The organism is Mycobacterium sp. NGS63, from assembly GCF_059812295.1.
Map to the genome: position 1 here is coordinate 1 of NZ_JCALCJ010000013.1, position 24335 is coordinate 24335.

Here is a 24335-nt window from a genome sequence, read left to right on the forward strand (position 1 = left end):
GATCTGCGGCAGGCTGAAGGCGCCCACCGTCACGTCGGGTGGCGACGTCAACGGCGGAATCGTGATCGGCGGGAGGCTGATCGTCGGCAGGCTGAAGGCCGGGATGGAGATACCGGGTATGTCGAGCGGCGGCAGCGTGAGGTCGGGCGTGGTGATGCCGATGTGGAGGCTGCCCTGTCCGACGCCCTGGTAACCGACGCCGGTATTCGCTTGGCCGCCATTGAAGAGGCCGTTGTTCATGTTGCCGATGTTGAAGGCGCCCGTGTTGGTGTTGCCGGTGTTGAAGAAGCCGGTGTTGGCGCTGCCCGTGTTGAAGCTGCCGGTGTTGGAGGTGCCGGGGTTGTAGTTGCCGGTGTTGAAGTTACCGGCGTTGAGGTTGCCGGTGTTGGCCAGGCCGGCATCCAACATGCCCGTGTTGAACGACCCCGCGTGGAAGAGCCCCGTGTTCGCCACCCCCGAGTTGCCGATGCCGGTGTTGTAGCTGCCCGAGTTCCCGATGCCGAAGTTTCCGGTGCCGGAGTTGAAGAAGCCCACGTTTCCGGTTCCCGAGTTGAACAGGCCGAGGTTGCCGCTGCCCGAGTTCAGCCCGCCGATGCTGAACTGGCTGACGCCGTTGGGGCCGAGGACGACGTAGGTGTTGCCGACGCCGATCTGGTTGTTGCCGGTCAACCCGATGCCGATGTTGTTGTTGCCGGCGTTGGCGATGCCCACGTTGGTGTTGCCCGCGTTGCCGAAGCCGACGTTGCCGGCGCCCGCGTTGCCGAAGCCGACGTTGTTGGCGCCCAGGTTTGACAAGCCGACGTTGGAGTTGCCGGAGTTGCCGAAGCCGACGTTGGAGTTGCCCAGGTTCCCGCCGCCCAGGTTGCCGGCGCCGACGTTCGCGTTGCCCACGTTGCCGCCGCCGACGTTGGCGAGGCCGGCATTCAGCGTGGTCGTCTTCGTCGGCGCTGGCGCGGCGGCGGCGCCGGCCGGGCGGGAAAACGGGGTGAGCGCCGTGACGGCGGCCGAAGCCCCCGAGTAGTAGGTGGACATTGTGGACACGGCCTGGGCCCACATCTGCTCGTATTCGCCCTCGGCGGCCGCGATCGCGTGGGCATTCTGCCCGAACAGATTCGAGATGACCAGCGATATCAGCCGAGAACGGTTGGCCGCCACGAGAATTGGTTGCACCATCGCCGCCTGTGCCGACTCGAAGCCACTCACCACCGCGCGGACCTGCGTGGCCGCCTGCTCGGCCTCGCCCGCGACCGCGCTGAGCCAGCCCACGTGCGGAGCGGCCGCGGCCACCATCGCCGCCGACGACGCGCCTTGCCACGGTCCGCCCGCGAGGTCGGACGTGATCCCGTTGAAGGCGGCGCCCGCCGCGGCCAGTTCGGCGGCCAGGCCATCCCAGGCCGTCGCCGCCGCTAGCATCGGCGCCGATCCCGCACCCGTGAACAGGTTGGCCGCATTGATCTCCGGCGGCAGCACTAAAAAGCTCATTTCCTCGACCCTTCTCGGGAATCTGCGACCAATAAAACGCGCGAAGATATAGCAGTGGCCGAGCTTCGGCCGGGCCAGTTCGTGCATTAGTAGCGTACAAGCTACGCCGCGTTTGTCGTGGCAGCTGACACAAGTTATCAGATCGTTATCTTACGGTTATATGATCTTGATAAACGCTATGCCCGTTTGTACAATTTGTTGACACGGCGCGCGATATCGCGGACTTCAGGTGGCCAATGTCAACCATTACATAAATGACGCGGACGCATATTTGCTCCCGAAATGGCCGGGCTCCGTCGGCACCCAGCGCGTGCCGGCCCGTTTGCGGCGCCGCAAGCCGGGGTACGGAGAAGTGGTCCGCGTCAAGAGTGGGTGCGAGTGAAAGTGGGGATTGGCAATGAGATCCGGAGCCAGGAATACCGTCGCGCTGTTCGGCGGGGCGGCAATGCTCGTGTTAGCCGTCGGGTGCGGCGGCGGCGGCAATAAGGGACCGAGCAGCAGCACGACTCCATCGACCACCACCACTCCTTCGTCCAGCGTGGCGCCCGCGCCGTCGCCCGCTCCCGGCGGCCCGACCGGCGGTGGCGGTCCCGGTGGCGGGGGCGGCGGCGTGCCCGGCGGCCCGACGGGCGGCGGCGGTCCCGGTGGCGGCGGTGGCGGCGTCCCGGGTGGCCCGACCGGGGGCGGCGGTCCCGGCGGAGGGGGCGGCAGCATCCCCGGCGTCGGTGGCGGCGGGGGTGGACCGGGCGGCGGCGGTGGTTGCGTCGGCAACCTCTGCGGCGGCTACCCCTAAATCGCTGAGTATCGATTGAGCTTGCTCCGTAGCCGGTGGGGCCGAGTGCATCTGGGCCCCACCGGCTGAGCGGTGCCCGGACTATTCCCTTCCGGCCTGACGGCGCGGCGGGTTGAGTTATGGTTCTCCGCAACTCGACTGCAAGGGGACTCCCATGGCCAGGCTCAGGTTTGGATATTTCATCGCCCCGTTCCACCGAGCGGGTACGAATCCCACGCTCGCCCTGCAGCGTGATCTCGAGTTCATCGAACATCTCGATGCCGTCGGCTTCGACGAAGTGTGGTTGGGCGAGCATCACTCCGCGGGCAGCGAGATCATCAGTTCCCCGGAGGTCTTCATCGCCGCCGCCGCCGAACGCGCCAAGCGGATCCGGTTCGGCACCGGCGTCATCTCGCTCGCGTATCACAACCCACTGTGGGTCGCCGACCGGCTGATGCTGCTGGATCACCTCACCCACGGCCGGGTGATCGGCGGGATGGGCCCGGGCTCGCTGCCCACGGACTCGTCGATGATCGGGCTCAACCCCACCGACACGCGCGAGCTGTTGGAGACCAACCTCGACATCGTCGTCCGCTTGCTGGCGGGGGAGACGGTGAGCGCCAAGACCGCCACGCATCAGTTGTTCGACGCCAAGTTGCAGCTCGCCCCGTACTCCGAGGGCGGGATCCCCCTGGCGGTGGCCGCGGTCGCCTCGCCGACCGGCGCCCGGCTGGCGGGCAAGCACGGCATCGGCCTGCTTTCCATCGGGGCGACGCTGACGGTCGAGGGCTTCGACGCGCTGTCGTATCACTGGGGGATCGTCGAAGAGCGCGCGGCGGCCTTCGGCACGCAGGTCGACCGCAGGAACTGGAGCCTGGTCGGGCCGATGCACATCGCCGAGACCGACGAGCAGGCCCGCGCCGACGTGAAATTCGGCATCGAGTCGTGGTTCAACTACTTCCAGAAGGTGGCCGCCTTCCCCCAGATGACCATGCCCGGTGAGCAACTCGACGAGATGATCGACATCATCAACGAGAACGGGGCCGGGGTCATCGGCACGCCGGAGCGGGCGCGGGCCCAGGTGCAGCGGCTGTGGGATCAGTCCGGCGGATTCGGCTGCTTTTTGCAGATGGGCCACGAATGGGCCAACCCGGCGGCCACCAAACGGTCGGCCGAACTGTTCGCCGCCGAGGTGATCCCGCACTTCCAGGGCCAGGCGCAGCCGACGCTGGACGCCGCCGCGCGCGCCGGCCAGGTGCGCGAGGGCCTCGCCCAGAGCCAGCTGCAGGCCGTCGAGCACATGACTAAGAAGTATCAGGACGAGATCGGTTCGAAATAGCTTCATATCCGTCCGACAGGCGCTTCTCAGCCTGCAGCTAGCGACGGGGCGCATACCTGAGGGATGAGCACCCCTACCGCCGACCGGCGATCACACCTCCTGCGGCTCGCGTTCGCCGCGGCCACCGCATTCGCTATCGTCGCGCTCGGGTCGGGATCCGCGGCCGCCGACGACAGCGACGATCAGGCCCAACTTCAGCAACAGCTGGCCCAGCAGCAGATGCAGCAGTCCATGCAGCAGGCCGAGCAGCAAAACGAGCAGGCCGAGCAGCAATTCGAACAGGGCATGCAGCAGGCCCAGCTGGACGAGCAGCAGGCCAACAACCCCTAGATTTGTCTCCAAGCGTGGCGGCCGCATGACGCGGCCGTTACGCGTCTCCGAAAAGCCTTGGGCGCCAACGCGCCTCAACCAATCGACTCGCGCTCGGCCGCCTTCACCAGCCGGCCCGCGAAGAACCGGACCGCCCCGCCCATCGCCGCGCGCACCGCCGGGCCCGTCCCGCGCACGCCTTCGACGAACGCACCGGTCCAGCGGATGTCGGTGCCGCCGGCCGCGTTCGGGGTGAGGATCACCTCGCCGACGTAGTCCTTCGCCGGGCTCGGGCCGACCAGCTTGTAGGCGTGGCGGCGGTCCTGCTCGTACGCGGTGGTTTCCTCCTGCACCAGCATCGGCCACACGCCGATCCTGCGGACGGCCCCGACCCCGCCGGGCGCGGGATCGCCCTGGCGCGCCCAACTCGACTGCAGGACGATCGGCTTGGCCCACTTCGACCAGTTGGCGCCGTCGGCCACCAGCCGGAACAATGTCGCCGCGTCCGCGCTGCTGGTGCGGTTGATTTCGAAGGTGAACTTGCGACCCGACATTCGCGTACCCTACCGCGATGAGTTTCGGCGACGAAACTTGTCTCTATATGTAGGTCAATCGAACTCGAGCCCCTCGCCCCTCGGCGCGGGGCTTTTTCAGTGAAGGGGACAAGATGAACAACCTCGACGGAAAGACCGCACTCGTCGTGGGCGCCAGCCGGGGTCTGGGCAGGGGCATCGCGACCGCCATGTGCGACGCCGGTGCCGCGGTGATCGCCGTGTCCCGCAGCGCCACCACGTTTCCCGCGCCGGCGGGCGGCGCCGGCCGGGTTCATGCCGTCGTCGCCGACGCGGCCGACCCCTCGGTGCCGGGCGGCCTTGTGGACCAACATGATCCGCAGGTCCTGGTTCTCGTGGCCGGGGCGAGCCCGCTGTTGCGGCCCCTGCAGCACCACACCTGGGAGTCGTTCTCGGTCAACTGGAACACCGATGTGCGCATCGCCTTCCACTGGCTGCGCGAGGCCCTGCTCAAGCCGCTGCGGCCGGGCAGCAGGGTGGTGGTGGTCAGCAGCGGCGCCGCGCTGGCCGGGTCACCGCTCAGCGGCGGGTACGCCGGCGCCAAGGCCACCCAGCGCTTCATCACCGGCTACGCCCAGGAGGAGGCGGACCGCGCCGGGTTGGGCATCACCTTCACCGCCCTGATGCCGCGGATCACCCCGCTGACCGAACTCGGCCTGCCCGCCGTGCGCGCCTACGCGGCCCGTGGCGGCCTGTCCGAGGAGGACTACGTCAAGCAGCTCGGCCAACCGCTCACCCCGGAGGCGGCCGGCGCGGCCGTCGTGGAACTGATCAAGTCCGACGCGACCGGCGCCGCGCCCGGCTACCTGCTGACCGCGTCGGGTCTGCAACAGATCGCCTGAACCGAAAACCGTTACCCCACAACCGAAAGGGTGAACATGACCACGCACACGCCCCCGATCGTCTCGGGCCGGGAATGGGAGGCCGCGCGCCAGCGGCTGTTGATCGAGGAAAAGGAGGTGGTCCGGGCGCGCGACGCCCTGGCCGCCCGCCGCCGGCGCATGCCCTGGCTGGCGGTGGACAAGCCGTACCGCTTCGACGGGCCCGGCGGCGGGGTCGGCCTGCTCGACCTGTTTCACGGCCGGCGCCAGCTGATCGTCTACCGGGCGTTCCTCGAACCCGGGGTGGACGGCTGGCCCGACCACGCCTGCCGCGGCTGCTCGATGATCGCCGACCACATCGGCAACCTGGCACACCTGAACGCCCGCGACACCACCCTGGTGTTCGCCTCCCGCGCCTCGCAGCCCGACATCGCGCGGGTCAAGGCCCGCATGGGCTGGCGGATGCCGTGGTTCACGATCACCGACGACTTCGACCGCGACTTCGGCGTCGACGAGTGGCACGGCACCAACGCGTTCATCCGCGACGGCGACCGGATCTTCCGCACCTACTTCATCAACAACCGCGGCGACGAGGCGCTGGGCACCACGTGGAGCTACCTGGACATGACCGCCCTTGGCCGCCAAGAGGATTGGGAGGACTCCCCGGAGGGCTACCCGCAGACCCCCGCGTACGCGTGGTGGAACTGGCACGACGCGTACGGCTTTGCACCCGACACCGCGCCGGCGCAATGGTGGGACGACCCCGAGGCGGGGGAGCGCGACCCCAACGATCCGCGACCGCCCAGCCGCGAGTCGTGAAAGGCTGGGGCCATGCCGGTCGCCAGCAGTGACGACTTCGCGCACGTCGCCGAGCGGTATCGGCCCGAGCTGCGGGCGTACTGCTATCGCATGCTGGGCTCCGTCGACGAGTCCGAGGACCTGGTGCAGGACACCTACCTGCGGGCGTGGCAGTCCTACGCGAAGTTCGAGGGTCGTTCCTCAGTGCGGTTGTGGCTCTACAAGATTGCGACGAACACCTACCTGAACTCGGTGCAGGCGCGCAGGCGGCGGCCGATGCCCTCCGGGCTGAGCGCCGCGGCCGGCAGCGCCGAGGCCGCGCTGGCCCCGGCACAATCCGACATCCCGTGGCTGCGGCCCGCCCCGGACAGCCTGCTCTACGGCGCCACCGACGACCCGGCCGTGGTCGTGTCGGTGCGCAGCAGCGTCCGCCTGGCGTTCGTGGCCGCCCTGCAGCATCTGTCGTCGCTGCAGCGCGCGGTCCTGGTCCTGCGCGACGTACTGGGTTGGCAGGCCGGCGAAGTCGCCGAGATCCTGGAGACGTCCACCGCGGCCGTCAACAGCGCCCTGCAACGCGCCCGCGCGCGTTTGGCCGAGGCCGCCCCGAGGCTGGAAGAGCTCGGTGAGCCCGCCGAGCTCGAGACCCGCGACGTGCTCGACCGCTACATGTCGGCCTTCGAGCGCGCCGACGTCGACGAACTCGCGCGGCTGCTGCGCACCGACGTCGAGCTCGAAATGCCGCCCATCCCAACGTGGTTCACCGGACGTGATGCGGTGTGCGGATTCCTGGCCCGGGTCGTGCTGCACACCCCGGACCGGTGGCGGCTGGTGCCCACCCGCGCCAACGGCGCGCCGGCGTTCGCGATGTACCAGCGCGCGCCGGACGGTTCGTGGCACGCCCACGGACTGGACGTGTTGTCGCTGAGCGGTGGCCGCATCGCGCGCATCGTCGCGTTCAACGACCCGGTGGTGGTGGCGACGTTCGGGCTGCCGGAGACGCTCACCGGCCGTGCCTGACGCCGTCCTGGGCGAGGCCGCCCGGTACCTGTTCGGCAGCCTGCTTCTGGTTCGTGGAGCCGACCTGGCGGCGCCGACGCCCTGCGCGGGCTGGGATCTGCGCCGCCTGCTGCGGCATGTCCGCGCCTCGCTGGCCGACGTCACCGACGTGCTCGGCGGCGCCGGTCGCACACCCGGCGCGCGGCCCGGCGGCGATCCGGTGGCCGCGGTGCGGACCGCCGCCGTCGACTTTCTGCTCGCCGCCGGGGCGCCGGGCCGCCGGTGCGAGGTCCGGGGCCACTCCCTCCCGTCCGGCGTCGTCGTCTCCGTCGGGGCGCTCGAGATGGTGCTGCACGCGTGGGACATCGCCCAGGCGAGCGGGACCGATCGGCCCGTCCCGCCGGACGTCGCGTCGGCCCTGCTGTGGGTTTCACCACCGCTGGCCGCGGCCGGGCTGGCCGGCCGGGTGTTCGCCGAGCCGCTGCCGCCGCCGGCGGCCGCGACGCCAAGTGACCAGCTCCTGGCCCTGTTCGGCCGTCGGCCGCACGCACGGTAGGCGGGTCGCGGCACCGCGGGCCACTTAGACTGCGCGTATGGATTGCGGTCCCCGACACGACGCCGCGGCTCCAAAAGGCTTGCTACTGATAGAGGACTGCCTGGACGCCGACGGCGGCATCGCGCTGCCGCCGGGCACCACGCTGATCTCCCTCATCGAGCGCAACGTCGCCAACGTCGGCGACGCCGTGGCGTATCGCTACCTGGACTACGCCCGCTCCGAGGGGCATGCCGTCGAAGTCACCTGGGCCCAATTCGGGGTCCGGCTGCAGGCCGTCGGCGCGCAGGTGCAGCAGTTCGCCGGTGACGGGGACCGGGTGGCGATCCTGGCGCCCCAGGGCATCGACTACGTCGCCGGCTTCTACGCGGCGATAAAGGCCGGGACCATCGCGGTGCCGTTGTTCGCCCCGGAGTTGCCGGGCCACGCCGAGCGGCTGGAGACCGCGCTGCGCGACTCCCAGCCCGCGGCCGTGCTCACCACGGCGGCCGCCAAGGGCGCCGTCGAGGGGTTCCTCGCCGGCCTGCCGGAGCTGCGGCGGCCGCACCTGATCGTGATCGACGAGATTCCCGACGCGGCGGGGGAGCGGTTCGTTCCGGTCGAGCTGGATATCGACCGCGTCTCGCATTTGCAGTACACGTCGGGATCGACGCGCCCGCCTGTCGGCGTGGAGATCACCCACCGGGCGGTCGGCACCAACCTGGTGCAGATGATCCTCTCGATCGACCTGCTGGACCGGAACACCCACGGCGTCAGCTGGTTACCGCTCTACCACGACATGGGCCTGTCGATGATCGGCTTTCCCGCGGTGTACGGCGGGCACTCCACGCTGATGTCGCCGACCGCGTTCGTCCGCAGGCCGCTGCGCTGGATCCAGGCCCTGTCCGCCGGGTCGCGGCAGGGCCGGGTGGTGACCGCCGCACCGAACTTCGCCTACGAGTGGACCGCGCAGCGCGGCCTGCCCGGGCCCGGTGACGACGTCGACCTGCGCAACGTGGTGATGATCATCGGTTCCGAACCGGTGAGCGTCGACGCGATCACGACGTTCAACAAGGCGTTCGCGCCGTATGGGTTGCCGCGCACCGCGTTCAAGCCGTCGTACGGCATCGCCGAGGCCACCCTGTTGATCGCGACCATCGACTCGTCGGCCGAGGCGTCCGTCGTCTACCTCGACCGCGAACAGCTCAGCGCCGGCCACGCGGTGGTCACCCATGCGGGCGCGCCCAACGCCGTCGCGCAGGTGTCCTGCGGTCGGGTGGCCCGCAGCCTGTGGGCGGTCGTCGTCGACCCCGTCACCGGATCGGAGCTGCCCGACGGCGACGTCGGCGAGATCTGGCTGCAGGGCGACAACGTGGGCCGCGGGTACTGGGGGCTGCCCGAGGAGACCCGGCGGGCGTTCGGCGCCGAGCTGGGCTCGCGGCTGGCGCGGGGCAGCCACGCCGAGGGGTCGACGCTCGGGCGGCCCTGGCTGCGCACCGGCGACCTCGGCGTGTACCTCGACGGCGAGCTCTACGTGACGGGCCGCATCGCGGATCTGGTGACCATCGCGGGCCGCAACCACTACCCGCACGACATCGAGGCCACCGCCGCGGAGGCCTCGCCGATGGTGCGCCGCGGCTACGTGACGGCGTTCTCGGCGCCGGGGGGCGACGGCGACCAGCGGCTGGTGATCGTCGCCGAACGCGCCGCCGGCACCAGTCGCGCGGATCCGGGGCCGGCGATCGATGCGATCGAGAACGCGGTGTCGCGCCGGCACGGTGTGCCGGTCTCCGACGTGGTTTTCCTGCCGGCCGGCGCCATCCCGCGCACCACCAGCGGCAAGCTGGCCCGCCTGGCCTGCCGCGCCGAATACCTCGCCGGCACGCTGGGCGCGCACTAGTTCTGGTGGCATCCTGGCCGTGTGGGTTTGCTCATCCGGTTGGCGGAGCTGCTGATCGTCATCCTGCCGCTGGCGGGCGTGGCCGTCGCGGCGGTGAAGACCTTCACGGCCAAGCAGCGGCGCGAAGAGCAGCCACCGCCAGCGGCGCCCGAACCCGCCGACCGCGGCGCCAATGGCCAAGCGGCCCAATGGCGTTCGCTGCGACGCGTGATCGACGAGCACCAACGCACCGACGCGCGGTGGCTCTCCTATGAGCTCGACGTCGCCAAGCTCCTCGACTTCCCGCTGATGACCGACATGCGCGACCCGCTCACGATCGGCTTCCACAAGGCCAAGCTGCGGGCGGACTTCCTGCGGCCGGTCAAGGCCGAGGAGCTCCTCGACGACCGGGAGGCCGCGGCGCGGTATCAGGCCGCGGTCGAGGAGTACGTGACCGCGTTCAACGTCGCTGAAGCCGAGGCGACGCGCCGGCGCCGCAACGACTTCTCGCGACCCGACCAGCAGCGGATCGCGCGCGCCCAGAGCCTGTTGCGGGTGGCGTCGGACCCCGCCGCGACGCCGCAGGAACGCCAACGGGCCTTCGATGTGGCCCGCAAGGAGCTCGACGGCCTCATCGTGTTGCCGTCGACCACGCAGGCCAGCATCGAGCGGGGGATCTCGGGTCAGCTGGAGGAATGACCGAATGACCGCCGCGCCACCGCTTCCCGGCCGGGTCGCCTTCGAGCAGCGCTGGGCCGACCTGACGTTCATCCATTGGCCGGTGCGGCCCGAGACCGTCGAGGGCTTGTGCCCGCCGGGGACCCGTCCGGACGTCTTCGCCGACGGGTTGACGTATGTGGGGCTGATCCCGTTCGTGCTGACGGGCACGAAGGTCGGCACCGCGGTGGCGCTGCCGTACGCCGGCGCCTTCGCCGAGACCAACGTCCGGCTCTACACCGTCGACGACGACGGGCGGCACGGGATCGTCTTCCGGTCGGCCGAAGCGGCGCGCCTGGCCGCGGTGTCGGCCATCCGGGCCGGCCTCGGCGTCCCCTACGCATGGTCGCGGATGCGGGTGACGCGGCGCGGCGACCACATCACCTACGACAGCGTGCGCCGCTGGCCCCGGCGCGGCCTGCGCAGCCGGGTGACGGTCGCCGTCGGCGGCGCCGTCGAGCCGACGCCGCTGGAGGACTGGCTGACCGCCCGCTGGGTGGCACACACCCGCCAGGCCGGGCGGACCTGGTGGGTGCCGATCGAGCACGGGCCGTGGCCGTTGCGCGCCGCCGAGATCGTCGAGCTGAGCGATGAATTGGTGGGCGCCGCCGCGGTCCGACCCGCGGGAAAGCCCCTGCGCGCGTTGTTTTCCCCCGGGGTGCACACCCGGTTCGGGCGCCCCCGCACGATCAGGGGCAGGAGTAGCCGCCGTCGATGACGACGTCGGAGCCGGTCATGTAGCTGGACGCGCCGCTGGCCAGATACAGGTACAGGCCGGTGAGCTCCTCGGGCCGGCCCAGCCGGCCCATAGGAATCTTCGGCTCCCACAGCGCGTGGTACTCCGCCAAGGGCTCGACGAGCTCGGTCAGGATGTAGCCGGGGCTGACGCTGTTGACCCGGATGTCGTGCGGCGCGAACTCGACGGCCATGGCCTTGGTCAGGTGGATGACCGCGGCCTTCGAGGCGCAGTAGTGGCCGACCTGCTGCGGGATGTTGATGATGTGGCCGGACATCGATGCGGTGTTGATGATGACGCCGCCGTGTCCCTGGCGGACCATCGCCCGCGCCGCGGCCCGGGCGGTCAGGAACACGCCCGTCACGTTGGTGTCCTGGATGCGCTGGAATTCTTCGGGTTCCATGTCCAGCATCGGGGTGACGGAGATGATGCCGGCGTTGCAGACCGCGATGTCGACGCCGCCGAGCTCCGCGGTGACGCGGTCCAGCATGTCGTCGACCTGGTCGGGCCGCGTCACGTCGCAGGGCACGGGCACCACCGTGCCGCCGTCTTCGGCGAGCTCCGCGGCGACGGCGGCCAAGACGTCGGAATGTCGTGCCGCGATGGCAACTTTCGCGCCGGCTTGCAGGTAGGCGCGCGCCACTTCCTTGCCGATGCCGCTGGACGCCCCGGTGACCAGGGCCCGCTTGCCGCGCAGGTCGAACAGGTCGAGCACGTTCATTCGGCAGCTCCGTTCAGCGCGGTGCGCGCGGCAACGCTAAGCCGGAGCGCCGAATTGCTGATTCGGAAATGGCTCCGCGGCCAAGGGATCCGGTCCGAACCGGTTCGGTCCGTCGGTGCCCTTGGTGACGAAAAAAACGATGAGGATGACGGCGCCGATGAAGGGGATGATGCCGATCAGAATCCACCAGCCCGAGCGGTCGGTATCGTGCAGGCGCCGAACGGTCATGGCGAAGCCCGGAATGATGAAGGGCAGCGACAGAATGAGGTTGACCGCCCGGGTGTGCAGCATGACGTTGCCGGCGTTTCCCACGACCGTGACCAGAGTGGTGAAAAGGGTCCAGTACCAGTATTCGGACCGGCAGGCCCGATCGCTGAAATTGAAGTATTTGGCGAACCCGGTCGAAATCGCTTGCCCGAAGCCCATCTCGTCACCCGCTTCCAAGGAGAAGCGAAATGCTACCACGGCGTGAATTTGACTGAGGGATTACCGAAACACGTTCTAGTCTGTCCGCTATGGGCAAATTCAGCAGGGCAGAAATCGAGCGTGCCGTCGCGAACTACACGACCGTCGTCGAGGGGTGCAGCTCCTCGGGTGACTGGCGACCGTTCGCGGACCTGTTCACCGAGGACGTCGTCTACACCGAGCACCACTACGGCGTCTTCCACGGCCGCGAGGCGGTGCGCGACTGGATCGTCGCGGTGATGGCACCGTTCCCGCACATGCGATTTCCGAACGACTGGGTCGCCTACGACGACGACAACGATGCCGTCGTCGTCATGATCAAGAACCTGCTCGACCACCCGAGCGACCCGAACGGCGAGCCGTTCTGGTTCCCCAACTGGACCCGGCTCGTCTACGCCGGAGACGGCCTGTTCTCCAGCGAGGAAGACATCTACAACCCCAACCGGGACGCGCCCGGTGTCGTCGCCGCCTGGATGCAGGCCGGCGGGCAGCTGGCGTCGAACGAAATCCTGCAGCCCAACGCATAACGCCGCGCCGAATGTGCAATCTGCGTCGCTGCACCGGCGTGTCGCGTCGCGAAATTCACACTCGGCGTTGGGGTTACCGCGCGACCGCCGGGCTGACGCGCCGCCCCCGTCGGCGTGACCGGACCGCCGCCAGCGCCTGATCCCAGGCCAGCAGGGCCGCGGCCGTCACGTGGGCCGGCTTGACGGCGTCCCTGGACAGCAGCGCGGTGGCGGCGGCCTTGGTGGCGGGCGACGCCTTGGACATGTGGCCCGAGTCGAACGGCGGCTGCGGGTCGTATTCGAGCGCGAGCTGGATTGCCTTGGCGCGGTTTTCGCCGGCGATCTGTCCGGCCAGCCACAGCGCGAGGTCGAGGCCCGCGGACACGCCCGCGCTGGTGACGACGTCACCCGACCGCACGATCCGCTCATCGGCGACCGGGGTGACACCGAACGCCTTCAGCGCGGCGAGGCTTATCCAGTGCGACGTCCCCCTCCGGCCCTCGAGCAGGCCGGCGGCGGCCAGGATCACCGAACCCGAACACACCGACGTCGTCCAGCTCGCGCTGCGGTGCACCCGGCGCAGCCACTCCAGCAGCGCCTCGTCGCGTGCGTGCACCGGGGTCGACGGGCCGCCGGGCACCAAAACCACGTCGGGGGAAGGGGTTTCGGCCAGCGAGTGGGTGGCGCCGATCACCAGCACCCCGGAGTCGGCGGTGATCGGCCCGGTTTCGTGCCAGACGAACCGCACCTCGGCGTCGGGCAGGTTGCGCAGCACCTCGTACGGGCCGATCATGTCCAGCGCGGTGAATCCGGGGTAGGCCACGATGGCGATCTGGGTCATCTGAAATGTCCTTTCCAAACTAAGCGAATGCCTTGCGGTAGTGATCCGGGGAGATGCCCATGCGCCGAATGAAGTTGCGCCGCATGGTTTCCGCGGTGCCGAAGCCGCACCGCGCGGCGATCACGACGACGGTGTCGTCGGTCTCCTCCAACTGCCGGCGCGCGGCTTCGGTGCGGATGCGTTCGACGTAATGGCCGGGCGCCTCACCGATCTCGTCGGTGAACACCCGCGTGAAATGCCGCGGGCTCATCGCCGCGCGCCGCGCCAGGTCCTCGACGCTGTGCCGCCCGCCCGGCTCGGCCTCGATGGCCTCCTGAACCTGGCGGATGGGCGCGCGCTTGGCGCGCGGCATCCACACCGGCGCCGCGAACTGGGTCTGCCCGCCGGGGCGGCGCAGATACAACACGAGCCAGCGCGCAACCGTCTGCGCGATCTCGGTGCCGTGGTCGTCCTCGACCAGCGACAGCGCGAGGTCGATGCCCGCGGTGACGCCCGCGGCCGTCCACACCGTGTCCGAACTGCGCACGAAGATCGGGTCGGGATCGACGTCGACGGCGGGGAACTCGCGCGCCAGCCGCCCGGCGTAGGCCCAGTGCGTGGTCACCCGCCGGCCGTCGAGCAGCCCCGCCTCCGCGGCCAGAAACGCGCCGGTGCAGACGCTGACGACGCGGCGGGCGTTGCCGGCGACCCGTTTGACCCAGTCGATCAGCTCGGGATCGGATCGCGCCTCGTCGACACCGCCGCCGCCGGGCAGCACCACGGTGTCGAGGCGCTCGCTCGGGTCGGGCAGCGGCCCGGCCACGAAGCCCAGCCCGGTCGCGGTGGTCACCGGCCGGCCGTCGACCGACGCCAGGGCGACGTCGTAGCCGCCGCCGGTCAGCAGCGCGGCGCCGGTGAACACGTCGTGGGGCCCGACCACGTCGAGCGCCTGCACGCCGGGAAAGCCGACGATCACCACCTTGCGAGCCATGCACTCAGTGTTGGCCAGACCCGGCCATGGCGTCTACGCCTAGTACCCCACCAATTAGGACACGAGGACCTGACCCGAGGCGCCCGTATCGACCTTGGCAGACTGTGGCCATGGCACAGATAACCTTGCGTGGAAACCCGATCAACACCGTCGGCGAGCTTCCTGCCGTCGGATCCGCGGCCCCGGCCTTTAGTCTCGTCGGCACGGATCTGGGCGCGGTCAGCAGCGACCAGTTCGGCGGTAAGGCCGTCGTGCTGAACATTTTTCCGTCCATCGACACCCCGGTGTGCGCGACGAGCGTGCGGACGTTCAACGAGCGCGCGGCCGCCAGCGGCGCGTCGGTGCTGTGCGTGTCGAACGACCTGCCGTTCGCCCAGGCGCGGTTCTGCGGCGCGGAGGGCATCGAGAACGTCAAGACGGGCTCGGCGTTCCGCGACAGCTTCGGCAAGGACTACGGCGTCACCATCACCGACGGCCCGATGGCCGGGTTGTTGGCGCGCGCCGTGGTCGTGGTCGGCGCCGACGGCAACGTCGCGTACACGGAGCTGGTGCCCGAGATCGCGCAGGAGCCCAACTACGACGCCGCGCTGGGGGCGGTGGGTTAACCGGGCCTAATCGCCCAGGCGGTCGGCCGTGGCCGCCAGCACCCGCCGGCAGCCGGTCCACATCCGTTCGATGATGTCGGCGGCCGGCGGGAGGTCGTCGATCCGCCCGGCCACCTGGCCGGTGTTGGCGACGCTGGCGTCCATGTCGCCGTCGAAGTAGAGCCGCTGCACGCGCTGCAGCGCCGCGCCACCCGCCTCGAAAGACCCTGTGTGATCGAGCTTTTCGGCGGCCGGGGTGCGGATCACGCGCATCATCCGTTTCCCGTCGAGCGGCAGCAGCACCGTCGAGGTCTCATCGGCGCCGACGACGGCGCGCTTGAGGTTGCCGTGCACCGGTGACTCTGCCGAGGCCATCAGCCGGGTGCCCATCTGCACGCCCTCGGCGCCCAGGACCAGGGCCGCGGCCATGGACGGGGCGTCACAGATCCCGCCCGCCGCCACGATGGGCACGTCGACGTGGGCGGCGACCAGAGGCAGCAGCACCATGGTCGAGGCGCCGAAGCGATTCTTGAACCCGCCGCCCTCGACCCCCTCGACCACCAGCCCGTCGACGCCGGCGTCGACGGCCTTCTTGGCGGCGGCCAGCGTGCCCACCACATGGAACACGGTGATGCCCGCGTCGCGCAGCCGGCCGGTGAACAGCGACGGATCGCCGGCCGAGGTGGTCACGAACCCGATGTCGTTGGCGACAAGGAGATCGATCACGGCCGGATCGCGATTGAACAGCAGCGCGATGTTGGCGCCCACCGGGCGGTCGGTGAGCTCGCGGACCCGGCGCAGGTCGGCCCGGCCTTGCTCGGACGTGGTCTCGATGATGCCCAACGCGCGGGCGCGCGAGACCGCCGCGGCCAGCTGGGCGCCGGCGATGTAGGTCATGGGAGCCTGGATGATCGGGATGTCGATCCCTGCTAGGGCGCAGACGCGGTTGCCGGCCATCAGCCGCGGGGGTCGATCAGGTCGCGGAAGCCGGCCGCCGGGTCGACGGACGCGCCCAGGGTGGCGACGCGGGCGGCCAGCGCCTTGTCCGAGGTGACGACCCGGATCTCGTACGGTCGGGCGTCGGCGCGCACCAGCCGGACGATCTCGTCGTCGGCCGAGTTGGCCGCCGCCCGGGGCGCGTACGCCACCTCGACCACCGATGAGGCGATGGCGGCCTTCGGCGGCCGCTCGAACACCACGGTCACTTGCTCTCCTCGCGTCGCAGCCCACCGGTCGAGCCGGTCCACCAGCGTCAGCATGGCGCGGCCGCGGTCCTTCCACCAACCGTCGGGGCGACTCCCGATCACGTTCATGCCGTCGACGATCCAGCGCACAAGCACACCGTAGAGTGATCGGACCGCCAATTGGACGAGGAGAACGCCGATGACGTCGTTAGCCGACACCGAAGACCGGGTGGTCTCGCTGGCCCGCGGGATGCGCGACCTGGTGCGCGCCGAGGCCGCCGAGTCCGAGCGGGCGCGCACCCTCACCCCGGCGATCGTCGACGAGATGTGGGCCAGCGGCCTGATGTCGGCGTTCAACCCGACCCCGGCCGGCGGCGTGGAGCCGTCGTTCGCCGAGATGATCGAGACCTGGATCGAAATGGCTTGGCAGGACGGGTCGTTCGGCTGGGTCGGCATCGCCAATCTGCCGTCGTCGTTCGCCGCGGCGGCGTATCTGCCCGACGACGGTTTCGCCGAGGTGTTCACCGCCCACGACAACCGCGTCACGATGGGCGGCCAGTTCTTCCCCAACGGGCAGGGCACCGCGGTGGACGGCGGCTACGTGGTGAGCGGGTCGTGGAACTTCGGCTCCGGCATCGGGCACTCGCAATACGTCGCGGCCGGCTTTTTCCCGATGGACAACGGCGAGATGCGCTGGATCAGCGAGGGATTCCCCGAGATGCGCGTGGCGGTGGTGCCCCGCGAGCAGATCAGCTTCAACGACGGCTGGTACGTGCAGGGGCTCAAGGGAACCGGCTCCTACGACTACAGCGCGCAAGATATTTTCGTGCCCGACGGCCGCACGTTCGAGCTGTTCGTCCGCGAGCCGCACCGCGGGTCGTCGCCGGCCACCCGGATGGGGCTGATGCCCGTCACCGCGGCGGGCCACGCGTCGTGGGCACTGGGCGTGGCCAAGAGCATGCTCGACGACGTCCAGGAGTTGGCGGCGACCAAGTACCGGATGAGCGACATGGCCGCGCTGGCCAGCCGCCCGACGTTCCAGAAGGGGCTGGCCCACCACCGGGCGGCCTGGCGCGCCGCGCGCCTGCTGGTGCTCGACGCGTTCACCACCGCCGAGGCCGCCGTGGCCGCCGGCGACGACCTGACCCCGGCCCTGCGCGCCGACATGCGGGTGGCCGCGGTGTACGCCACCGACACCGCCCGGGCCTGCGCCGAGTGGGCGCACCTGGTCGCGGGCACCAGCTCGATCCGCGAGGGCTCGCGCCTCGAGCGCGCCTTCCGCGACATCTACACCGGCACCCAGCACGCGTTCATCAGCGAGAAGGTCGCCATCGACGTGGCGCAGATCTGGTTGGGCATCATCGAGGACCAGCCCGGCCTGTGAACGCCTACGATCAGCGCATGCGCGGCTGCAAAATCCTCATCACGGGTCCGACCGGTCAAATCGCCACCCCCATCGCCCTGGCGCTGGCGGCCGACAACGAGGTGTGGGGCATCGCCCGCTTCACCGATCCCGCCGCGCGGGACGTCCTGGAAAAGGCGGGGATTCGGTGTCAGACCGTCAACCTGGCGGCCGGGGACTTCACCGGTGTGCCAACCGATTTCGACTACGTGCTGAATTTGGCGGTGGCCAAGAGCGGCCACTGGGACAAGGACCTCGGCGCCAACGCGGAGTCGGTCGGGCTGCTGATGGCGCACTGCCGCGGCGCGAAGGCCTTCCTGCACTGCTCGTCCGGCGCCGTCTACGACCCGCCCGGCGACGACGTCCGGACCGAGTCGGCGGCGCTGGGCGACAACCACAAGCCGCTGTTTCCCACCTATTCCATTTCCAAGATCGCCGGCGAGGTCGTCGCCCGGTCGATGGCCCGCGTCCTCGACCTGCCCACCATCATCGCCCGGCTCAACGTCCCCTACGGCGACAACGGCGGCTGGCCGTTCTACCACATGGAGATGATGCTGGCCGGCATCCCGATTCCGGTCCCGCCCGGCGGCCCGGCGCGCTACAACCCGATCCACGAGGACGACATCATCGCGACCATCCCGAAGCTGCTCGAGGCGGCGACGGTCCCGGCGACCACGGTCAACTGGTGTGGCCACCAGACCGTCAGCCTGCAGGACTGGTGCGGCTATCTGGGTTCGCTCGTCGGCAAGGAGCCGGTGTTCGAGGAGAGCGAGCAGGCGCTGCGCGGCAACCCCACCGACGTGACGCGCATGCACGAGCTCGTCGGCGGCACGACGGTCGACTGGCGAGACGGGTTGCGCCGCATGGCCGCCAAGTTTCACCCGGAGTTCGCCACCTAGCTGCGCCGAGCGTCGACTTGTTGTGGCGATCGCACGAAAGAGCACGCAACAACTCGACGCTCGGCGGCCAACGGAAAAGTCCCGAACCCCGGTTGGGTTCGGGACTTCCCCGGCGCGCACAGCGTGTCAGGTTCAAGACCCCTTGGAGTAGCGAGTCAGTAACCCGACGGCCGCGATCCCAGCGACCGCACCGATTGCCCCCCAGAGCACCACCTGGAAAACCATCGCCCCGAAGAACCAGCCGAACGTCAGGCCGAGGTACAGCACCCAGATCAGGCGGAACACGCTCCAGGCCGCGACCAGGCCGGCGCTGATCCCGAAGTACAGGCTGCGCTGGCGGTCGACGCGGTTGATCTGCTCCTCGATGCTGGTGGGTACAAGCTTCATGTCATTTCCTTTCATGAGGCGCCGCCGGGATGGCGTCGTCACTGCGCCAAGTACAAAGCGGGGAATCGGCTACCGATCCCAATAACCTGCGCGCCGTTTCGCGGTGCATTACTGTCGCGCCATGAGCCCTGAGGAGGTCGTCCGCGCCGAACTCGACTCCTGGAGTCGCCTGAACGTCGACGAGATCGTCAGCCACTTCGCCGACGACGCGGTCTGGGACAACGTGCCCCTCGGGGCCGTCACCGGCCACGACGAAATCCGCAAGGCCGTCCAGGGATACGTCGACCGCACGGCGGAGGGCAACATCGAGATCTTGAATCTCGCCGTCGCGGGCAATGTGGTGTTGACCGAGCGCCTCGATCACTTCGTCTACGACGGCAGGCCGATCCACGCACGCGTCATGGGGGCCTTCGAGGTGGACGGCGACAAGATCACCGCCTGGCGCGACTACTTCGACGTGCCCAACGCCCCGTCGTAGTCCATCTCGGCTTTGAACCGGCGGTACCGCTCGGCGCGGCCGGGCCGCCGCCGCACCACCGACCACCCCGCCGCGAGGACCACGAACCACAGCGGAAAGCAGGCCAGGGCGATCGCGGTCTCACGCTGGGTGCACAGCGTCCACAGGACGAACGCGAAGAAGCCGAGGACGGCCCAGCACATCGCCACCCCGGCGGGCATCGGGTAGACCGATTCGGCGTGGCGCTGCGGGTGCCGGCGCCGATAGACGAGGTAGCTGACGACGATCATCGCCCACACGAACATGAACAGCAGGGCGGCGATGGTGGTCACGAGCGTGAACGCGCGGATCACCGAACCGCCGAGGTAGATCAGCGGGACGGAGGTCAAAAGCAGTGCCGCCGTGAGGAACAGGGCGGCCGCCGGCACGCCGCCGCGGTTCAGGCGGCCGAAAATCGCCGGGGCGCTGCCCTCGTCGGCCAGCCCGAAAAGCATGCGGCCGGTGGAGAACGCCCCGGAGTTGGCCGCCGACGCGGCCGCGGTGGTCACCACGAAATTGACGATCGACGCCGCACCGGCAAGACCGGCCAGCGAGAACATCGTCACGAAAGGCGACTCGCCGCTGGGGAACTGGCGCCAGGGCACCACGGTGAGCATCGCCAGCAGCGCGCCGACGTAGAAGATCGCCACGCGCACCGGGACGGCGTTGATCGCGCGGGGGAGGGTGCGAAACGGGTCGGCCGACTCGGCCGCGGCGGCGCCGACGAGCTCCACACCGACGAACGCGAAGAACGCGATCTGAAACCCGCCGACCGCGCCCATGAAACCCGTGGCGAAGAATCCGCCGTCGTTCCACAGGTTCTCGATCGTCGCCCGATGGCCTTGTGGTGACACGAAATTGGTCGCCACCAAAACGGCGCCCACGACGATGAGGAACCCGATCGCGGCCACCTTGATCAGGGCGAACCAGAACTCGATCTCCCCGAAGTTGCGGACGTCGAAGAGGTTGACCGCGAGGATCAGCCCGGCGGTGGCGAGCGCCACCAGCCACGCCGGCGCGCCGGGCCACCAGAACTTCGCATAGCCGGCGATCGCCACAATTTCGGCGATGCCGGTGACCATCCACGCGAACCAGTACGACCAGCCGACGAAGAAGCCGGCCGCCGGGCCCAGCAGGTCGGCCGCGAAGTCCACGAACGACTTGTAGTTCAGGTTCGACAGCAGCAGCTCGCCCATCGCGCGCAGCACGAAAAACACGAAGAAGCCGATGATTCCGTAAATCAGCACCACCGCCGGGCCCGCGTGGGCGATGGTGCGGCCCGAACCCATGAACAGGCCGGTGCCGATCGCGCCGCCGATCGCGATCAGCTGGATGTGCCGGTTCGCCAGGCGCCGTTGCAGTCCTGGGCGCGGTTGCGCGATCGTCTACGTCCCGTCGTGGAGCTTGACCACGAGCTTGCCGACGTTGGCGCCGTCGAACAGCATGTTGATCGCCGCCGGCAGCTGCTCGAAGCCCTCGACCACCGTCTCGAGCGGGGTGAGCCGACCGTTGGCGATCAGGCCGGCGATCTCGCCGGCCGCCTCCGCCGCGCGCCCCAGGTGGTCGAGGACGATGAAGCCCTGCACGGTCGCGCGCTGGATGAGCAGGTTGCCGAACGCGCGCGGTCCCGGGGGCGGATCGGCCGCGTTGTAGCCGGAGATCAGGCCGCAAAGAGCAACGCGCGCACCGATATTCACCCGCGCGAAGACCGCGTCCATGATGTCGCCGCCGACGTTCTCGAAGTCGACGTCGATGCCGTCGGGGGTCGCCGCGGCGAGCTGGGCGGCCCAGTCGTCGGCGCGGTGATCGACGGCCGCGTCGAACCCGAGCCGCTCGGTGAGCAGGGCGCACTTCTCGGGTCCGCCGGCGATCCCGACGACGCGCGCGCCGTCGGCCTTGGCGAGCTGCCCGGCGATCGACCCGACCGCGCCCGCCGCGGCCGACACGACGACCGTCTCGCCCCGCTTGGGCTTGCCGATGTCGCGGATACCGATCCACGCCGTCAGCCCCGTCGTTCCCAGCGCACCCAGGTAGGCGCTCGGCGAAACCCCCTCGGCGATTTCGAGCGGTGTCACGAACGTCGCGTCCGAGACGACCGCGTACTCCTGCCAGCCGAGCAGGCCCTGCACTGCCTGCCCGACGGCATACCGCGGATTCTTCGACGCGACCACCTCGCCCAGCCCGCCGGCGCGCATGACCTCGCCGATGGCCACCGGCGGCAGGTATGTCGGGGTGTCGTTGATCCACGTGCGGTTGGTGGGGTCGACCGAGATCCAGTCGATGCGCACCAGCGCCTCGCCGTCGCCGATGTCGGGCACGGCGCCCTCGCTCAGCTGGAAGGTGTCGGGGCCGATGCGCCCGGTGGGGCGTTTGCTGAGCAGGAAGCGGCGGTTTCGCTCGGACATAAGCGCACCGTACTGGACCCGGGGGCGGCCGGACAGGAAGATGAGGCGGTGAACGTGATGTCGCGGGTTGCCCTGCTGCCCATCGCCGCAACGACGGCGGCGGTCGTCGCCCTGCCCGCACCGGCGGGCGCGGATCCGCCGCCCACCCAGGTGATCACGGTGATGGCCGTCGGTCCCGCCGGCCAACCGATCAACGGCTACCACGAGGCGACGGGACCGGGCAACGTCGGCCGGGCCAGCGACTGCTCCACGGCGTCGCCGTCGGCGGTGGCCGACGACGTCTACTACTGCTCGCCGACCGCGGCCGGCGCCAACGCCTGCTGGCCGTCGACGCCGGGATCGCTGCTGTGCGTGGACAATCCGTGGACGATGAGCCTGCACCGGGTCACCTACGACGGCTCGCTGCCGCCCGTGCACGCGAACGCCGTCCCGGACCCGTTCGCGCTGACGCTCGACGACGGCACCCAGTGCCTGTTCCGCAACGGCGGCGCGTGGGGCGGGCGCGCGGACGGGTACGTCGGCGTCTACGGATGCGGCAATCCCCCCGGCGCGAACCCCGCGGTGCTGTGGCAACCCGACTCGGGCCCCGGGACCTGCATCGACCGCTCGTCGCCGGTGTGGACGGTCAAGGTCGGCCGGCTGGGCGAACCGGGCGCCGTCTTCCCGCCGCCGCAGACCCGCGCGGTGACCGCGGTGTGGCTCGCCGGCGGCAAGGCCGGCCAATAGGGCTGCTATAACGCAGGTATGTCAAGCCCCGCGCACACGATCACCCACGTATCCGACACGGCCCGATGGACGGCCCTGCACCGGGCAACCGAGTCGGCGCGACCCGACGCCCTGTTCCAGGACCCGCTCGCCGGGCTGCTGGCCGGCGAGCACGGCCGCGCCATCGTCGCCCGGGTCCCGCGGTCGACCCGCAACGGCTGGTGGCTCGTCGCGCGCACCAAGATCATCGACGACGCCATCGCCGACGCGATCGCCGACGGCTGCGACCGGGTGCTGAACCTGGCCGCCGGGCTGGACACCCGGCCCTACCGGCTCGACCTGCCGCCCGATTTCACCTGGGTGGAGGCGGACCTGCCGAAGTTGCTGGAGGAAAAGACGCGGCTGCTGGCGGACCAGGCGCCGCGGTGCCGGCTGACCCGCACGGCCGTCGACCTCGCCGACCCGCAGGCCCGCGGCGCCTTCCTCGACGACGCCCTGCGCGGCGCGTCCAAGGCGCTGGTGCTGACCGAGGGCCTGTCGATGTACCTGGACAACAGCGACATGGCCTCGCTCTCGGCGGCGTTCCAGCGCCCGGAGGTGACGTGGTGGATGCTCGACTTCGCCGGTCCGGGCCTGCGGAAGATGATGAACAAGAAGATGGCCGGCATGCTGGCCAACGCGCCGTTCAAGTTCGCGCCCGAGAACGGGTTGGCGTTTTTCGAGGACCTCGGCTGGCGCACCGTGGACGTGCAACCGCTGTATCTGGCCGCCCGCCGGCTGCATCGGCTGCCGCTGTACATGCGCCCGCTGACGCTGCTGCGGCCGCCCGACCCGCGCCGCCCGGGCCGCCGGGTGTGGAGCGCGACCGCCCTGCTCACCCGGTGATTACCAGACGCGGATCCAGTCGATCAGCATGTCCGCGGGATAGGTCCCGGACCCCGGGTCGCCGCCGCCCGAGCCGGCGACGGCGAGGTTGAACACCGGAAACACCGTGTAGCCCGGCCCGTTGAACGGCCAGTCGGGCAGGGAGCTGGCCGGCACGTCGAAGTACGGCTGCGCGCCGTCGGAATAGTCCTTCCAGAAGCGGATCCCGGCCTCGTCCCACTGGCATCGCCAGGTGTGCCAGCCGCCGTCGACGGCGATGTTGTGGGTCTTCCATTCCCCGCCGTTCGCCTTGGCGTGCACTGTGGTGGCCGAGGGCCAGTTGCCGTTGCCGTACCACTCGAGGACGTCGATTTCGCCCTGATCGTCGTTGCCCAGCCAATAGGCGGGCCAGGCGCCGGGGGTGAGGCAATTGAGCTTGATCCGGGCTTCCCAGGTGTGGCCGACGCCGCCGCGCCACAGGCTTTGCACCTTGCCGCTGTAGTACGTGGGGCCGTCCTTGGCCGCGCGCAGCACCAGGTTGGAGTTGCCGTCGACGAACACGTTGCGGCGGTCGTCGCGGTATTGCCCGATGTTTTCCGGCCGCTCCCAGTAGGTCGGGTCTTTGATCGTCTCGCGGGCCTTGGCCACCGCCCATTTCGACGCATCGGGGGCCGAGCCGGCCGGGCCGTCGAATTCGTCGTGGAAGATGTAGTTCCCGGCCTGGCCGCTGGGTGCCGCGGGCAGGGACGGGTGGGCGCGGGCCCTGGGGACGGGCAGCGCGACTGCCAGCGCCCCGATCCCGGCCGTGAACATCATGCGGCGGCGGTCCATCTCCGGCATAAGCAACGCACCATAGCAGCGGTGGCGCCCCGGCGCGAAACCCTCGATGTCGGTGCCCCTCGCTAGAGTCCGCAGCACCGAGGTTTGCGGGAATGACGCCGAATATTCATGGC

The 24335-nt window shown here is 69.9% G+C and carries 29 protein-coding genes; 17 read left to right on the plus strand and 12 right to left on the minus strand.

The window, feature by feature from the left end; translation table 11 throughout:
- Positions 1 to 1482, minus strand: a 1482-nt coding sequence (locus tag AC5Y4Z_RS25010; protein ID WP_499967670.1) for a PPE domain-containing protein, incomplete at its 3' end; no start/stop codon positions are given.
- A 397-nt stretch (positions 1483 to 1879) separates the two neighbouring features.
- Between AC5Y4Z_RS25010 and AC5Y4Z_RS25015 the strand changes: the two genes are divergently transcribed.
- The 3 genes from AC5Y4Z_RS25015 to AC5Y4Z_RS25025 all read left to right on the plus strand — a co-directional run bounded on the left by AC5Y4Z_RS25015 (position 1880) and on the right by AC5Y4Z_RS25025 (position 3923).
- Positions 1880 to 2275: a hypothetical protein gene (locus AC5Y4Z_RS25015; protein WP_499967672.1), complete on the plus strand. Its 396-nt coding sequence runs from the start codon at positions 1880 to 1882 to the stop codon at positions 2273 to 2275.
- 154 nt (positions 2276 to 2429) lie between these two features.
- Positions 2430 to 3593, plus strand: a complete 1164-nt coding sequence (locus tag AC5Y4Z_RS25020; RefSeq protein ID WP_499967673.1) for an LLM class flavin-dependent oxidoreductase — start codon at positions 2430 to 2432, stop codon at positions 3591 to 3593.
- A 63-nt stretch (positions 3594 to 3656) separates the two neighbouring features.
- Positions 3657 to 3923: a hypothetical protein gene (locus AC5Y4Z_RS25025; RefSeq protein ID WP_499967674.1), complete on the plus strand. Its 267-nt coding sequence runs from the start codon at positions 3657 to 3659 to the stop codon at positions 3921 to 3923.
- 74 nt (positions 3924 to 3997) lie between these two features.
- Here the strand turns inward: AC5Y4Z_RS25025 and AC5Y4Z_RS25030 are convergent, their stop codons facing one another.
- Positions 3998 to 4456, minus strand: a complete 459-nt coding sequence (locus AC5Y4Z_RS25030) for an SRPBCC family protein (protein WP_499967676.1) — start codon at positions 4454 to 4456, stop codon at positions 3998 to 4000.
- A 113-nt stretch (positions 4457 to 4569) separates the two neighbouring features.
- Here AC5Y4Z_RS25030 and AC5Y4Z_RS25035 point away from each other — a divergent pair, with 113 nt between their 5' ends.
- Genes AC5Y4Z_RS25035 through AC5Y4Z_RS25065 form a run of 7 tightly spaced genes read left to right on the plus strand, consistent with a single transcriptional unit; the run spans position 4570 to position 10935 of the window.
- Positions 4570 to 5316, plus strand: a complete 747-nt coding sequence (locus AC5Y4Z_RS25035; protein WP_499967677.1) for an SDR family NAD(P)-dependent oxidoreductase — start codon at positions 4570 to 4572, stop codon at positions 5314 to 5316.
- A gap of 36 nt (positions 5317 to 5352) precedes the next feature.
- Complete coding sequence (locus AC5Y4Z_RS25040) at positions 5353 to 6114, plus strand: DUF899 domain-containing protein (protein ID WP_499967679.1); 762 nt, start codon at positions 5353 to 5355, stop codon at positions 6112 to 6114.
- A gap of 12 nt (positions 6115 to 6126) precedes the next feature.
- Entirely contained in the window at positions 6127 to 7110 is a 984-nt protein-coding gene (locus AC5Y4Z_RS25045) for an RNA polymerase subunit sigma-70 (protein ID WP_499967680.1), read from the plus strand.
- The gene (locus tag AC5Y4Z_RS25050; protein WP_499967681.1) at positions 7103 to 7645 is read left to right on the plus strand and encodes a TIGR03086 family metal-binding protein; all 543 of its coding nucleotides are present in this window, start codon (positions 7103 to 7105) and stop codon (positions 7643 to 7645) included. The genes AC5Y4Z_RS25045 and AC5Y4Z_RS25050 overlap by 8 nt, the downstream gene beginning before the upstream one ends.
- A 37-nt stretch (positions 7646 to 7682) precedes the next feature.
- Positions 7683 to 9521 (plus strand): fatty acyl-AMP ligase, encoded by a 1839-nt coding sequence (locus AC5Y4Z_RS25055; RefSeq protein WP_499967682.1) that lies wholly within the window; start codon positions 7683 to 7685, stop codon positions 9519 to 9521.
- Positions 9522 to 9542: 21 nt separating this feature from the next.
- Positions 9543 to 10199 carry a hypothetical protein gene (locus AC5Y4Z_RS25060; RefSeq protein ID WP_499967684.1) on the plus strand — a complete coding sequence of 219 codons (657 nt, stop codon included), beginning with the start codon at positions 9543 to 9545 and terminating at the stop codon, positions 10197 to 10199.
- 4 nt (positions 10200 to 10203) lie between these two features.
- Entirely contained in the window at positions 10204 to 10935 is a 732-nt protein-coding gene (locus tag AC5Y4Z_RS25065) for a YqjF family protein (protein WP_499967686.1), read from the plus strand.
- Here the strand turns inward: AC5Y4Z_RS25065 and AC5Y4Z_RS25070 are convergent.
- Positions 10907 to 11674, minus strand: coding sequence for an SDR family oxidoreductase (locus AC5Y4Z_RS25070; protein ID WP_499967687.1), 768 nt, complete (start codon positions 11672 to 11674; stop codon positions 10907 to 10909). The two genes, AC5Y4Z_RS25065 and AC5Y4Z_RS25070, sit on opposite strands and share 29 nt — an antisense overlap.
- 36 nt (positions 11675 to 11710) lie before the next feature.
- Positions 11711 to 12139, minus strand: coding sequence for a DUF805 domain-containing protein (locus AC5Y4Z_RS25075; protein ID WP_499967689.1), 429 nt, complete (start codon positions 12137 to 12139; stop codon positions 11711 to 11713).
- 50 nt (positions 12140 to 12189) lie between these two features.
- Between AC5Y4Z_RS25075 and AC5Y4Z_RS25080 the strand changes: the two genes are divergently transcribed.
- Entirely contained in the window at positions 12190 to 12666 is a 477-nt protein-coding gene (locus AC5Y4Z_RS25080) for a nuclear transport factor 2 family protein (protein WP_499967691.1), read from the plus strand.
- A gap of 73 nt (positions 12667 to 12739) precedes the next feature.
- Here the strand turns inward: AC5Y4Z_RS25080 and AC5Y4Z_RS25085 are convergent, their stop codons facing one another.
- Complete coding sequence (locus AC5Y4Z_RS25085; RefSeq protein WP_499967693.1) at positions 12740 to 13486, minus strand: DJ-1/PfpI family protein; 747 nt, start codon at positions 13484 to 13486, stop codon at positions 12740 to 12742.
- A gap of 19 nt (positions 13487 to 13505) precedes the next feature.
- On the minus strand, positions 13506 to 14456 hold the full coding sequence (locus AC5Y4Z_RS25090; RefSeq protein WP_499967695.1) for a GlxA family transcriptional regulator: 951 nt from the start codon (positions 14454 to 14456) through the stop codon (positions 13506 to 13508).
- A 110-nt stretch (positions 14457 to 14566) separates the two neighbouring features.
- Here AC5Y4Z_RS25090 and tpx point away from each other — a divergent pair, with 110 nt between their 5' ends.
- Complete coding sequence (gene tpx / locus AC5Y4Z_RS25095; RefSeq protein WP_499967696.1) at positions 14567 to 15061, plus strand: thiol peroxidase; 495 nt, start codon at positions 14567 to 14569, stop codon at positions 15059 to 15061.
- Between the two features lie 6 nt (positions 15062 to 15067).
- Here tpx and AC5Y4Z_RS25100 read toward each other — a convergent pair whose 3' ends face one another.
- Both AC5Y4Z_RS25100 and AC5Y4Z_RS25105 read right to left on the minus strand, forming a co-directional pair.
- Positions 15068 to 15997: an NAD(P)H-dependent flavin oxidoreductase gene (locus AC5Y4Z_RS25100; RefSeq protein WP_499967698.1), complete on the minus strand. Its 930-nt coding sequence runs from the start codon at positions 15995 to 15997 to the stop codon at positions 15068 to 15070.
- A complete protein-coding gene (locus tag AC5Y4Z_RS25105) occupies positions 15997 to 16374 on the minus strand; it encodes an NYN domain-containing protein (RefSeq protein WP_499967700.1) in 378 nt (125 codons plus the stop codon). The genes AC5Y4Z_RS25100 and AC5Y4Z_RS25105 overlap by 1 nt, the downstream gene beginning before the upstream one ends.
- 49 nt (positions 16375 to 16423) lie before the next feature.
- Between AC5Y4Z_RS25105 and AC5Y4Z_RS25110 the strand changes: the two genes are divergently transcribed.
- Together AC5Y4Z_RS25110 and AC5Y4Z_RS25115 are read left to right on the plus strand one after the other, a co-directional pair.
- A complete protein-coding gene (locus tag AC5Y4Z_RS25110; RefSeq protein WP_499967702.1) occupies positions 16424 to 17608 on the plus strand; it encodes an acyl-CoA dehydrogenase family protein in 1185 nt (394 codons plus the stop codon).
- A gap of 17 nt (positions 17609 to 17625) precedes the next feature.
- A complete protein-coding gene (locus AC5Y4Z_RS25115) occupies positions 17626 to 18525 on the plus strand; it encodes an NAD-dependent epimerase/dehydratase family protein (RefSeq protein ID WP_499967703.1) in 900 nt (299 codons plus the stop codon).
- Positions 18526 to 18657: 132 nt separating this feature from the next.
- Here AC5Y4Z_RS25115 and AC5Y4Z_RS25120 read toward each other — a convergent pair whose 3' ends face one another.
- On the minus strand, positions 18658 to 18912 hold the full coding sequence (locus AC5Y4Z_RS25120) for a hypothetical protein (protein ID WP_499967704.1): 255 nt from the start codon (positions 18910 to 18912) through the stop codon (positions 18658 to 18660).
- Between the two features lie 121 nt (positions 18913 to 19033).
- Here AC5Y4Z_RS25120 and AC5Y4Z_RS25125 point away from each other — a divergent pair, with 121 nt between their 5' ends.
- The gene (locus tag AC5Y4Z_RS25125; RefSeq protein ID WP_499967707.1) at positions 19034 to 19390 is read left to right on the plus strand and encodes a limonene-1,2-epoxide hydrolase family protein; all 357 of its coding nucleotides are present in this window, start codon (positions 19034 to 19036) and stop codon (positions 19388 to 19390) included.
- Here the strand turns inward: AC5Y4Z_RS25125 and AC5Y4Z_RS25130 are convergent.
- Together AC5Y4Z_RS25130 and AC5Y4Z_RS25135 are read right to left on the minus strand one after the other, a co-directional pair.
- The gene (locus AC5Y4Z_RS25130; RefSeq protein WP_499967837.1) at positions 19360 to 20790 is read right to left on the minus strand and encodes an amino acid permease; all 1431 of its coding nucleotides are present in this window, start codon (positions 20788 to 20790) and stop codon (positions 19360 to 19362) included. The two genes, AC5Y4Z_RS25125 and AC5Y4Z_RS25130, sit on opposite strands and share 31 nt — an antisense overlap.
- A 3-nt stretch (positions 20791 to 20793) precedes the next feature.
- Positions 20794 to 21813: an NADP-dependent oxidoreductase gene (locus tag AC5Y4Z_RS25135; protein WP_499967709.1), complete on the minus strand. Its 1020-nt coding sequence runs from the start codon at positions 21811 to 21813 to the stop codon at positions 20794 to 20796.
- A gap of 48 nt (positions 21814 to 21861) precedes the next feature.
- On the opposite strand from AC5Y4Z_RS25135, the gene AC5Y4Z_RS25140 reads away from it, so the two are divergent.
- Both AC5Y4Z_RS25140 and AC5Y4Z_RS25145 read left to right on the plus strand, forming a co-directional pair.
- Complete coding sequence (locus AC5Y4Z_RS25140) at positions 21862 to 22539, plus strand: hypothetical protein (protein WP_499967710.1); 678 nt, start codon at positions 21862 to 21864, stop codon at positions 22537 to 22539.
- Positions 22540 to 22557: 18 nt separating this feature from the next.
- Positions 22558 to 23403, plus strand: a complete 846-nt coding sequence (locus tag AC5Y4Z_RS25145) for a class I SAM-dependent methyltransferase (RefSeq protein ID WP_499967713.1) — start codon at positions 22558 to 22560, stop codon at positions 23401 to 23403.
- On the opposite strand, the gene AC5Y4Z_RS25150 is transcribed toward AC5Y4Z_RS25145, so the two are convergent.
- Complete coding sequence (locus AC5Y4Z_RS25150) at positions 23404 to 24222, minus strand: glycoside hydrolase family 16 protein (RefSeq protein ID WP_499967714.1); 819 nt, start codon at positions 24220 to 24222, stop codon at positions 23404 to 23406.
- Positions 24223 to 24335 lie beyond the last annotated feature (113 nt).

Bases quoted from the DNA above. Each gene is read 5' to 3' on its own strand.
- AC5Y4Z_RS25080 (WP_499967691.1), top strand. From the start codon at position 12,190: ATGGGCAAATTCAGCAGGGCAGAAATCGAGCGTGCCGTCGCGAACTAC.
- AC5Y4Z_RS25115 (WP_499967703.1), top strand. From the start codon at position 17,626: ATGCGCGGCTGCAAAATCCTCATCACGGGTCCGACCGGTCAAATCGCC.
- AC5Y4Z_RS25110 (WP_499967702.1), top strand. From the start codon at position 16,424: ATGACGTCGTTAGCCGACACCGAAGACCGGGTGGTCTCGCTGGCCCGC.
- AC5Y4Z_RS25015 (WP_499967672.1), top strand. From the start codon at position 1,880: ATGAGATCCGGAGCCAGGAATACCGTCGCGCTGTTCGGCGGGGCGGCA.
- AC5Y4Z_RS25070 (WP_499967687.1), bottom strand. From the start codon at position 11,674: ATGAACGTGCTCGACCTGTTCGACCTGCGCGGCAAGCGGGCCCTGGTC.
- AC5Y4Z_RS25135 (WP_499967709.1), bottom strand. From the start codon at position 21,813: ATGTCCGAGCGAAACCGCCGCTTCCTGCTCAGCAAACGCCCCACCGGG.
- AC5Y4Z_RS25020 (WP_499967673.1), top strand. From the start codon at position 2,430: ATGGCCAGGCTCAGGTTTGGATATTTCATCGCCCCGTTCCACCGAGCG.
- AC5Y4Z_RS25085 (WP_499967693.1), bottom strand. From the start codon at position 13,486: ATGACCCAGATCGCCATCGTGGCCTACCCCGGATTCACCGCGCTGGAC.
- AC5Y4Z_RS25035 (WP_499967677.1), top strand. From the start codon at position 4,570: ATGAACAACCTCGACGGAAAGACCGCACTCGTCGTGGGCGCCAGCCGG.
- AC5Y4Z_RS25125 (WP_499967707.1), top strand. From the start codon at position 19,034: ATGAGCCCTGAGGAGGTCGTCCGCGCCGAACTCGACTCCTGGAGTCGC.
- AC5Y4Z_RS25065 (WP_499967686.1), top strand. From the start codon at position 10,204: ATGACCGCCGCGCCACCGCTTCCCGGCCGGGTCGCCTTCGAGCAGCGC.
- AC5Y4Z_RS25045 (WP_499967680.1), top strand. From the start codon at position 6,127: ATGCCGGTCGCCAGCAGTGACGACTTCGCGCACGTCGCCGAGCGGTAT.
- AC5Y4Z_RS25025 (WP_499967674.1), top strand. From the start codon at position 3,657: ATGAGCACCCCTACCGCCGACCGGCGATCACACCTCCTGCGGCTCGCG.
- AC5Y4Z_RS25040 (WP_499967679.1), top strand. From the start codon at position 5,353: ATGACCACGCACACGCCCCCGATCGTCTCGGGCCGGGAATGGGAGGCC.
- AC5Y4Z_RS25145 (WP_499967713.1), top strand. From the start codon at position 22,558: ATGTCAAGCCCCGCGCACACGATCACCCACGTATCCGACACGGCCCGA.
- tpx (WP_499967696.1), top strand. From the start codon at position 14,567: ATGGCACAGATAACCTTGCGTGGAAACCCGATCAACACCGTCGGCGAG.
- AC5Y4Z_RS25100 (WP_499967698.1), bottom strand. From the start codon at position 15,997: ATGGCCGGCAACCGCGTCTGCGCCCTAGCAGGGATCGACATCCCGATC.
- AC5Y4Z_RS25030 (WP_499967676.1), bottom strand. From the start codon at position 4,456: ATGTCGGGTCGCAAGTTCACCTTCGAAATCAACCGCACCAGCAGCGCG.
- AC5Y4Z_RS25090 (WP_499967695.1), bottom strand. From the start codon at position 14,456: ATGGCTCGCAAGGTGGTGATCGTCGGCTTTCCCGGCGTGCAGGCGCTC.
- AC5Y4Z_RS25120 (WP_499967704.1), bottom strand. From the start codon at position 18,912: ATGAAGCTTGTACCCACCAGCATCGAGGAGCAGATCAACCGCGTCGAC.
- AC5Y4Z_RS25055 (WP_499967682.1), top strand. From the start codon at position 7,683: ATGGATTGCGGTCCCCGACACGACGCCGCGGCTCCAAAAGGCTTGCTA.
- AC5Y4Z_RS25150 (WP_499967714.1), bottom strand. From the start codon at position 24,222: ATGCCGGAGATGGACCGCCGCCGCATGATGTTCACGGCCGGGATCGGG.